The sequence below is a fragment of the Cyanobium sp. BA5m-10 genome, assembly GCF_024346255.1.
Lineage (GTDB): Bacteria > Cyanobacteriota > Cyanobacteriia > PCC-6307 > Cyanobiaceae > Cyanobium_A > Cyanobium_A usitatum.
In genome coordinates this window covers 21249-30673 of sequence record NZ_JAGQCP010000030.1, presented here as the reverse complement: position 1 = coordinate 30673, position 9425 = coordinate 21249, and the positions used below count along the sequence as shown (strand labels likewise).

Sequence of the window (9425 nt, the reverse complement as noted above, 5' to 3'; positions counted from 1 at the left end):
CCAACATGCTCCTGCATGGGATTGAAGATCCCAGCTTTGTGGAGCATGACAACAGCCTCACCCGTCCTTATGCCAGCTATGGCAAGAGCGACCAGGTGGACATCATCTTGACCAATCCGCCCTTCGGGGGGCAGGAGGAGGATGGGATTCAAGACAACTTCCCGGTCCAGTTCCGCACCAGGGAAACCGCCGATCTGTTCCTGGCTCTGTTTATCCGTCTGCTCAAGCCAGGCGGGCGGGCCGCGATCGTCTTACCGGATGGCTCCCTCTTCGGCGAAGGTGTGAAGACCCGCCTCAAGGAGCACCTACTGGAGGAGTGCAACCTGCACACGATCGTGCGGCTGCCGAACTCGGTGTTCAAGCCCTACGCCAGCATCGGCACCAACCTTCTGTTCTTTGAAAAAGGAGATCCCACCAAAGACATCTGGTTCTACGAGCACCGGGTGCCACCGGGCCAGAAGGCCTATTCGATGACCAAGCCGATCCGGGTGGAGCATTTCCAGGACTGCGTGGAATGGTGGGGTGGAGCCGAGCGCCAGAACCGCCAGGAAACAGAGCAGGCTTGGAAGGTTGACATCGAGGCGATTAAGGCTCGCAACTTCAACCTCGACGTCAAAAACCCCCACACCGTGGCCGATGACCACGGCAACCCCGCCGAGCTGCTGGCCAAGCTGGAACAGGACGAAGAGAAGGCGGCTGGCCTGCGCGATCAGCTCAAAGTGATCCTGGCCGAGGCGCTGCTGCGATGAACGCCGAGCAGCTCCTACAGCACTTCGAGCGGATCAGCGAAGCACCTGACGCCCTGCCGCGCCTGCGGCGCTTCATCCTTGACCTAGCCGTGCGCGGCAAGCTGTTGGAGCAAGACCCCAGAGAAGAAACCGCAGCGGAGTTGCTGAAGGGGATTACGGCAGAGAAGGCTCGGCTGGTGAAGGCAGGGAAAGCCCGCAAGTTAGAAGTTGATCCAGTTACGAATGAAGAGATCTCATTCCCAGTTCCTTCTAACTGGGTGTGGACCCGTCTCGGTTCTATTGGTGATTGGGGCTCTGGATCGACGCCATCACGCGGGAATTCCGACCTCTATGGCGGCGGTATCACTTGGCTTAAGTCTGGTGAACTGAATGACAACCGAGCACTTGAGGGTTCAGAGGAAACGGTTTCGAAGCTTGCCGTCGAGAAAGGATCATTCCGCATCAACAAAACTGGCGATGTTCTGATTGCAATGTATGGAGCAACAATCGGCAAGGTTGCCATCCTGGCTGAAAGTGCAGTCACAAACCAGGCGATTTGCGGCTGCACCCCGTTCCCTGGTGTCTTCAATCAATACTTGTTCTTTTATCTCTTATCGCAGCGCGCGCAATTTCATTCTGCAAGCGAGGGAGGAGCACAACCAAATATCTCCAAGGTAAAGATTATTTGGACAACCTTCCCCCTACCACCTCTCGCCGAGCAGCACCGCATCGTTGCGAAGGTGGATGAGCTGATGGCCCTCTGCGATCAGCTGGAGGCGGCCAAGGTGGAGCGGGAGCAATGCCGCGACAGCCTGCTGGCGGCCAGCCTGCAGGGTTTGAACCAACCCGCCGAAGAGGAAGAAACCTTCCGCGAGCATGCTCGCTTCACCTTCAACAACCTGCCTCGCATCACGACCCGAGCGGCCCATATCAAGCAACTGCGTCAGACCATCCTCAATCTCGCTGTGCGCGGCAAGTTGGTGGAACAGGAACCCAGTGATGAACCGGCAACTGAGATACTGAAGCGGATCAGTGTTCAACTAACTAAAGATCATGCATTCCCTATCCCTTCTGGATGGGCATGGGCGAGTGTCGGCACCGTAGCGAACGCCCGCCTTGGAAAGATGCTCGACAAGGCGAAGAATAAGGGGGTTCCCCGTCCATATCTACGCAATGTCAATGTGCGATGGTTTGACTTCAATCTTTCTGATCTTCTCGAAATGCGTTTTGAGGAGACTGAACTTCCTGAGTACGAGCTTAGAGATGGCGACGTGTTGATCTGTGAGGGGGGCGAACCTGGGCGTGCAGCGGTCTGGGATGAACGTGTGACTGGTGTCTACTTTCAAAAAGCAATCCACCGTGTCCGATTTAAGCCGTTCGTAGACCCTGTCTACTTTGTGTACGCTTTACGCGCCAGTGCTGATGACGGAAGACTCGCTGAAGAGTTCACAGGAGCTGGGATAAAACACTTCACAGGAAAAGGGCTGAAGGCTTATCGCTTTCCCCTCCCACCCCTCGCCGAGCAGCACCGCATCGTCGCGAAGGTGGATGAGCTGATGAAACTATGCGATCAGCTGGAGGTACAGATCACGGCCACGGAGCAAGACAGCCGCCGCTTCCTTGAATCCGTTCTTGCCGATGCCCTTGCCCCTGGCATCGATCTCAGCACGGAGGCGGAAGTTGCATGACCGAATTACCTTTACCCAAGTATCACGAGCTGATGCGGCCCATGTTGGAGGCCGTGACCGACGGGGAGCCCCACCACGTCAAAGCGGTGATCCAGCGCATGATGGATGTCTCCGGTCTCACCACAGAACAGCTGGCCGAAACCATCCCCAGTGGTCAGCCGAAGTTCCGCAACCGCAGCCTTTGGGCCGCCACCTACCTACGCAAAGCCCAGGCACTGTCCACCCCAAAACGCGGCTGGGTTCAGCTCGATGATCGCGGCAGGCAGCTGCTTGCTGAACCAGGCCCTGTCACCCTTTCCAGGCTCAAACAATTCCCTGGCTGGGAGGAAGCCTGGGGAACAGACAAGTCAGAAGCAACTGATGGCACACCCCTTACGGAAGCCGCACCCGAGGCTGATGTCACCCCGGAGGAACAGATCGCCGCAGGCATCAGCCAGTTGGAAGCCGATGTGCGAGGCGAACTGCTGCAGCGAGTGAAGGCGATCAGCCCAGAAGCCTTCGAGGCGCTGGTGCTCCAGCTTCTTGGTGCCCTTGGCTATGGCGTCGGCCCCGAGTCGCGCCAGGGAGTACAACGCGGACCCGATGGCGGCATCGATGGCCGCATCCATGAAGACCGCCTGGGTCTGGCCAGCATCTACATCCAGGCCAAGCGCTACCAGGAGCAGACGATCGGGCGGCCGTTGATCCAAGCCTTCTACGGCGCCATGGGTGGGGTAGGCGCCAGCAAAGGCGTCTTCCTCACCACGTCCGGCTTCAGCAAGGATGCCCGCGATTACGCCAATGGTCTTGTGGACAAGCGGATTGTGCTGATTGATGGCAACCGACTCACCCTGCTCATGATCACCGCTGGCGTAGGCGTTTCGGTGAAGGACACCTATGTGGTGCACCGGCTGGATGAGGACTTCTTCTCGGAATTCGAGAGCAGCTAGGCCAGCACCATCCCGCATACCTGGTATCAACCAAGTAGGCAATCGCCAACTCAATCGCTCTTAATTAGATAAGGGATGCTGCTGCATCACTCATTTTAAGGCGTGGATTCGTCAGAGGATCTACGTAAGCTCCGGCTCCTGCTGGATTCACTGCCCTCCAAGGTGCGCAGCGGTAAGGGCTTCTCGGGTGGTGGTGGTGCGGATGACACCGGCGCCGTGAAGCCCCAGGGCCCCGTGTGGATCGGCAGGCACTTCCGGCTTGATCGCACCAACCAGGGCGCCTTCACCGGGCAGCCCGGGCGGCGCCAGCAGCAGCGCCCCGCGGCGGCCCCACTGGCGCCCAGGCCACTGGCACACCGTGCTGCATGGCGAGAAACGCCAAAGCCGCAGGATGCAGTGGTTTCAGCCTGTGTATGTGGGGCTGGCCTGAGCTGCTCTGCATCAGGGGCAATCACTACTCCGATAGTGAAATCCACCTGGCTTTTGATCAGCAGGATGTCATTGCCCAGTGCCAGATCCAGGTACAGAAACCTGTCAACAACTGAGAGCAGTGTGCTGCGCTTATCAGCGCCTGCCAGCCAATCCGCAGCCTCCGAAACGCAGTTCAGCACTGGCATTCAATGCAGAACCTGCATTGCGTGAGCCCGATTGATCTGCACCCTCAGCAGCCGCAGGCAAAGCCGTGCTGCCTTGCTGTGCGCCGCACCGCGGGGCAGCAGCAGCCATAGCTGTTCGATCAACGGTGGCTGCGCTGCCAGCGGCACCAGACCATTTGCCTTGAGCCAGCCTGGTCCAAGCAAATCGGCGCAGATCGGCATCGCCAGCTGACGGTCGCGGGCCCGCTTAAGCCAGGCAGGGGGTTCCTGGCAGGCCTCTGGTTGCTGCTCCACCCCAAGGCCGTGCCACTCCAGGGCCTGATGCAGCAGCGGCAGCGCACCCCGGCGCGGCAGCAACACTTGTTTTGCCTCTGTAGTTGTCGCCACCAGCTGTAGTGCCAGCTGCCCCAGGGGCATGGCGCTTAGCCCGTCCCATTTGGGCGATTGACCTGACTGCAGCTCCTGCTCCAAGCAGAAGGAGCTGACGATTGCGCCATCGAGCAGGCCGTGGGTCACCAGCTCAGCCCAATGCTCAGCGCTGCGAAAGCGTGGCGGCACCAGCTGAACGCCGGCCATTCCATGCAAGAGGCTTTGGTGCAGCAGGTCTGTACCGAGCCGGATCAGCCCAGCCATCAGCCGGTGCTCCCGGTATGCAAGCCGCAAATGGTGCAGGCAGGCGTTCTGGCCGTGGCGGCAAACGGGCGCCCCCTGGCGCGGCAGCAGCTGGAACTGCTGCTGCATCAACTGCAGGCTGCGGCATACCGTTGATTGGTGCAGCGCCAGTGCCGCACCTGCCTTGGCCTGGGAGCCAGCTAGCTCGAGGAAGTCGAGGATATGCAGATCTTCTAAGGGCGTTGGCGGCGCGTAGGAGTTCTCAGCCCGCCGTGGCGTGGAGCGGGCGCTGCTGCTGCAGAAATGGGCCAAGGGAGGCAGGAACGTGTTGCTGAATGCAGCGTCAACGCTGCGGGGGGTGGCGGTGCCCTTTTTCGTGCGAAATAGTGGAAGCCCCCGTTGCCTCTGCTGCGATGGCGCCCTTGCGCTGCCACCTGCTGATCGGCCAGCCCGCCAGCGGTAAAACCACGCTGGCGCAAGCATTGGCGCCGTTGCTCACTGGCCCCGGTGAGGCCCCAGCGCTGGTGCTCTCCACCGACGTAATCCGAGCTGAGGTGTTTGGTGATGCAGCAGTGCAGGGCCCCTGGGTGGACATCCAGCAGCGGCTGCACCAGCGCATTCAAGAGGCCGTGGCCGCTGGCATTCCGGTGATCATCGATGCCACCCATGCCCGCCGCCCCTGGCGGCTGGCGATCACCCAGGCCCTCCCCCTACCAGCACCTGTCGAATGGATCGGCTGGTGGCTCTACACAGACCTTCCCACCTCGCTGGAGTGGAACAGCCGGCGCGAGCGGACCGTGCCGGTGCCGGTTATCCAGGAGATGGCCGCTGCCCTTGCTGATCCTCATTTCGGGCCATGCCGGGCGGAGGGCTTTGCGGCGATCTGCGCTGTGGTGCCAACCCATCACGGCGCGCTGACGCCAGTGCTGCAGGCCGAACTGTCCGGGCTGGATAAGCGCATCCGCTCCGCCACCAACCGTGAACGCAAACTGCAGCGCCACGGCTACTCGCGGCTGCTTGATCTCGAGCGGCTGCTGTATCTGATCCGGCTGCTGAGCACCTGGCCCGATCTGGCCGCCACCGATCCGGCCAGCGCAGAGGAACTAGAAGCAATCCTCTCGCCCCTGCCCCAGGGTGATCTGGCAGCACGTGCTGCGGCGTTTCTAGGCCAGTTGCATGGCCAGTGTTTTGCTGATGCCACCGCCATCCGGGGGGATTTGGGCTGGCTGGAGGCCAATGGCTTCTGCAGCGCGGTGCCGGTGTCTGCTCCAATCCAGCTGGCAGAGGTTCCCCAGCGCATGCGGGGTGATGCTGGAAGTGGCGCAAGTCATGGAGGCCTGCCGCCGATGGGCGATGGACCGGTTTTTCTGCGGGTGATGACCCTGCTGCGTCATCTGCTGCAGCAGCCCTTTGATCGGCCGGCAGAACGCGGCGCCAACCTGCACCAGCACCTGATTGCCGCCACTGAGGCCATCCCTGGTGCCTACCTGAGCGGTGAAACAGCCACCCTGCGTAAGGACCTCGAAAAGATCCTTACGCCCTACGGCTTCCGCAATCGCAATGACAACGTGCGACACGGCTACTGCCTGGGCACCGCTGTGCTTTCTGCGGCGCGGTTGCAGGAGCTGCACAACGTGCTGCGCCAGAGCGCCGGCCGCCTGGCCGACCCTTCTGCTCAAAACCTGCTGGTGGAGCTGGATGAGCGGTTGGGCTGGGCAGGCATCAGCGCCAATGGTGGAGCGCCAGTGCGCAGCTACGCGCGCCATGCGGTGGTGGACACCGCCCTGGTGCGCCGCGATTCGCTGGCAGCACCTAGGCGGGCAGACGCCATTGAGGCCGCGATCGTGGAACACCGCCGCGTGCTGCTGCAGCGCTACCCAGGAGTGGGCAGCTTTGCCGACAGTCCCGAGGGTGAGTTGCGGGTGTGGCCGCTTCAGCTGATCTTCCACAACGTCGGCTGGTATCTCCTTTTTGAGGAGGACCAGGTGGGCCACGAGCAAGGGCTCATCCGCAGCGAACGGCTCGATCGGCTCGCCTCTCCCCCCAGCAATGGAGACCTACGCCGCAGCCCGGAAGAGCACGCCGCAGCACTGGCACGGCTGGAGCGCTTGCTGCACCACAGCGGTGGCATCTACTTCGGGAGTGATCTTGAGCAGCAGCTGGCGATTGCCAGCCCATCGGCCCAGCGGCGCAGCCAGGCACTGGTGACGCTCCGGATCTGTTGCGCGCCCTGGGCGTTTGCCTTCATCCGCGAGGGCCTGCAGCGCTACCCAATCGAGCACACGCGTTTCTCCAAGCCGCTGCCTGGCGATAGCTGGTGGCACCACCCCAAGGCGCCGCACCTGCTGGAGCCCGGCGCGGCCGACTCCAGCCATCCCTACCCGGTGGAGCTGGATCTGCCTAACTGGACAGTTGCGGCCGACATTGACCTGCGCAGCTGGTTGTTTGCCTTTGGCGGCGGCATCCGGTTCGAAAGCCCTGATGCGCTCAGGCAGGAGCTGGTGCACAGAAGCCAAGAAGCGATTGCTGCCAATCGCAGCCATGACATCGCTGCCACTGGTCTGCAGTTTCAGCAGCGCCGCAGGCCGGATTGATCAGCAAGGATGGGCCAGAGCAACTTCAAGGACTGATCTCCAACTGGTGTGGGGTCTCGAGCACAACGGGCTGCTTATCCCACAGATGCTGGAGAGCTAATACCTTCAAGAAACGACCACGGAGGTCGTTGAGCACATCGAACACCGCGATTTGCTCCAACAGCGCACGCTGAATCAAAAGATCAAAAGACTGGCGGTCTGCGCTCGACAGTTGAATGCGCACGCGATCACCGTCCGCTTGGACGTTATTGATCCACCCCTCAACCAAGTTGATGCGATCTGAGGTTGGGCAATTGAGCTTCATATCTGGTGCTTCATTGCGCAGGTATGCGCTGAATGCTTTGCCCTCTGCCACTTGTCTGGCAAAGAGGCGATAGTCGGGTGCTGCGCCAGGTCCGAAATTGGCGGCGGACTTTCCACGGACAGAGGGCGGAGCGTTGAGCAAGGCGCGCTGCAGCGGATCACGATCAAGATCCGAAAGACTGGGGGAGAGAGCCACAATCGACTGAGGAAGCGGCGGGCTGCTGGCCATGATCTTTAGGCCAGGGTTTAGCTTTTCAAAACGCAGTGGGTTGCCAGCCATCGCACCCACATCAGCGCTACCGCTGCGTACTTGTTCTGCAATCTCAGCAGTCGAGAGATTTAATGTGATGCGAGCGCTGCGGCCACGCAACAGGCTCATCGGCACGTAGTACTTGGTGGCAGAGAAGAAATCACCAAGTGCCAAACGGGTTGCCGCGTTGATGTCCTGTAGACCGCGCAGGGGTGAGTCCTGACGTGTGAACAAGATGGCGCGGTACTCGGGGTCCTGGGGAAACATGCGACCGATCGGGCGGTACCCCGCCTGAACAGCCTCCATCGACACCACTGGTGAGAAGCCGAGCAATACATCCCAGCGCCGCGCTCTGAGATGGGCGACGGCCTCCGGATAGGAGCGTGCCCCCTCAATCCGAACATCAATCTTCTCGCCACGTAGAGCACGGAGGAACTGTGATGGACGTAGACGCCCCTCCAGATGCTGCTCCAGAGGTAGGTAGCGCTCCAGTCGCCGGTCGGGCGTGCCGATCACAACTGTGCGCTGATCCACGTGGGGGGAGCCCAGATAGTCAAAAAGCCAGAGACACCCTCCCGAAACCGCTGCTACGGCAAGCCAAAAAGGGAACGACCAGCGGCTGCGCCCCAGGGCGATGGCACGAAAGAGCTGTCGTCGCCGGCGTTCCAGGCCCGCCCTCAGCCTGGCAATGGCATCCAGCTGATCACCGCCAACAACCTGCAGCACCTGCTCCATGGTGTTGAGGTAAGGAAGCAGCAGTGCGGCCTTTATGAATAGGGGATCAGAACCGTCGTTGTGGGCAACGCGATTGCGCAGTTCCCGCAGGCTGTCGATTTGCCAACGACTGATGCCGGGAAGTCGCGGCCGGAAGGTTCGATACCAATAGCAGTCGGAGCCGATCAGCTTGAGCAGCAGGGCCAGGTCCAGCGCCGGGGCTTCTGTTGCGCATTGGACTTCCCCTTCTTGATCTGGTGGCGCGGGCAGCATGCGCTGCACCCGAGGGTGATTGAACCAGTGAGGTCCTTCCTTCTCCTCAAGCACTTGCACCACGAAGGGACGTAGCCCATCCCGCAGAGCGTCAAGCGCCTGGATCACGGTGAGCGTCAGCCATTCCTGCTGCGGCAGCCCATCCAGTTCAGACACAGCCTTGAACCACCGGGAGCATCGCTGCCCTGCAAGAAGGACATGCTGTCACAGGCAGTCTGCTCTCGCTGGCCTGGCTGAATCACCCCTCGTTTGTAGGTGGACTCGCTCGCCTGAAACAGCAACAGGCAGATGATTGATCACTCCTCGTCGTCGCTACCGCCCACGGGCACGAGGCGGATCTGCTTCTTTCCGAGATTGATCTCGAACTCATCGCCGGGAAGTAGGTCGAGCACTGCGGTGTAGGCCTTGCCCACCAGCAGGTTGCCGTTGCCCTGAACAGTTGCGACATAGCTAAGGCTGCGGCCACCCTTTCCCCGGCCGGCGTTATCGGCGCCGAGGCTCACACCCTTAGCGCCCAGCAAGGCCTCATAGAACGCAGTGAAGTTGAGGCGCTCGCTGCCGTCTTTTTTGGTGCTCACATAGCCGCACTCACGCACGAGCTCTGACTTGGAGACATCGCCTAGCTCCTTGACCTTGGCGAGCAGTTCAGGACCGGTAAACATAAGTGAAAAACAATATCCCCTCTAGGAAGATACCAGCCTGATCACCACTGTCCAGTCCTGATGTGTTTGAGATGTA

At 60.9% G+C, this 9425-nt stretch carries 8 protein-coding genes; 4 read left to right on the top strand and 4 right to left on the bottom strand.

What is annotated here, in order from left to right; translation table 11 throughout:
* From KBY85_RS10820 to KBY85_RS10810, 3 genes are all read left to right on the top strand, one after another.
* Window positions 1-749, top strand: a 749-nt coding sequence (locus KBY85_RS10820; RefSeq protein ID WP_254961512.1) for a class I SAM-dependent DNA methyltransferase, incomplete at its 5' end; no start/stop codon positions are given.
* Window positions 746-2416, top strand: a complete 1671-nt coding sequence (locus KBY85_RS10815; RefSeq protein WP_254961511.1) for a restriction endonuclease subunit S — start codon at window positions 746-748, stop codon at window positions 2414-2416. The genes KBY85_RS10820 and KBY85_RS10815, both read left to right, overlap by 4 nt.
* Window positions 2413-3345: a restriction endonuclease gene (locus KBY85_RS10810; protein ID WP_254961510.1), complete on the top strand. Its 933-nt coding sequence runs from the start codon at window positions 2413-2415 to the stop codon at window positions 3343-3345. Before KBY85_RS10815 ends, KBY85_RS10810 begins: the two co-directional genes overlap by 4 nt.
* Before the next feature lie 147 nt (window positions 3346-3492).
* On the opposite strand, the gene KBY85_RS10805 is transcribed toward KBY85_RS10810, so the two are convergent.
* Complete coding sequence (locus KBY85_RS10805; RefSeq protein ID WP_254961509.1) at window positions 3493-3702, bottom strand: hypothetical protein; 210 nt, start codon at window positions 3700-3702, stop codon at window positions 3493-3495.
* A 260-nt stretch (window positions 3703-3962) separates the two neighbouring features.
* The gene (locus KBY85_RS10800; RefSeq protein ID WP_254961508.1) at window positions 3963-4865 is read right to left on the bottom strand and encodes a hypothetical protein; all 903 of its coding nucleotides are present in this window, start codon (window positions 4863-4865) and stop codon (window positions 3963-3965) included.
* Window positions 4866-4966: 101 nt separating this feature from the next.
* On the opposite strand from KBY85_RS10800, the gene KBY85_RS10795 reads away from it, so the two are divergent.
* Window positions 4967-7147 (top strand): AAA family ATPase, encoded by a 2181-nt coding sequence (locus KBY85_RS10795; protein WP_254961507.1) that lies wholly within the window; start codon window positions 4967-4969, stop codon window positions 7145-7147.
* Window positions 7148-7172: 25 nt separating this feature from the next.
* Here the strand turns inward: KBY85_RS10795 and KBY85_RS10790 are convergent, their stop codons facing one another.
* Together KBY85_RS10790 and KBY85_RS10785 are read right to left on the bottom strand one after the other, a co-directional pair.
* Entirely contained in the window at window positions 7173-8843 is a 1671-nt protein-coding gene (locus KBY85_RS10790) for a PhnD/SsuA/transferrin family substrate-binding protein (protein WP_254961506.1), read from the bottom strand.
* Window positions 8844-8983: 140 nt separating this feature from the next.
* Window positions 8984-9349, bottom strand: coding sequence for an AbrB family transcriptional regulator (locus KBY85_RS10785; RefSeq protein ID WP_254961505.1), 366 nt, complete (start codon window positions 9347-9349; stop codon window positions 8984-8986).
* Window positions 9350-9425: the final 76 nt, after the last annotated feature.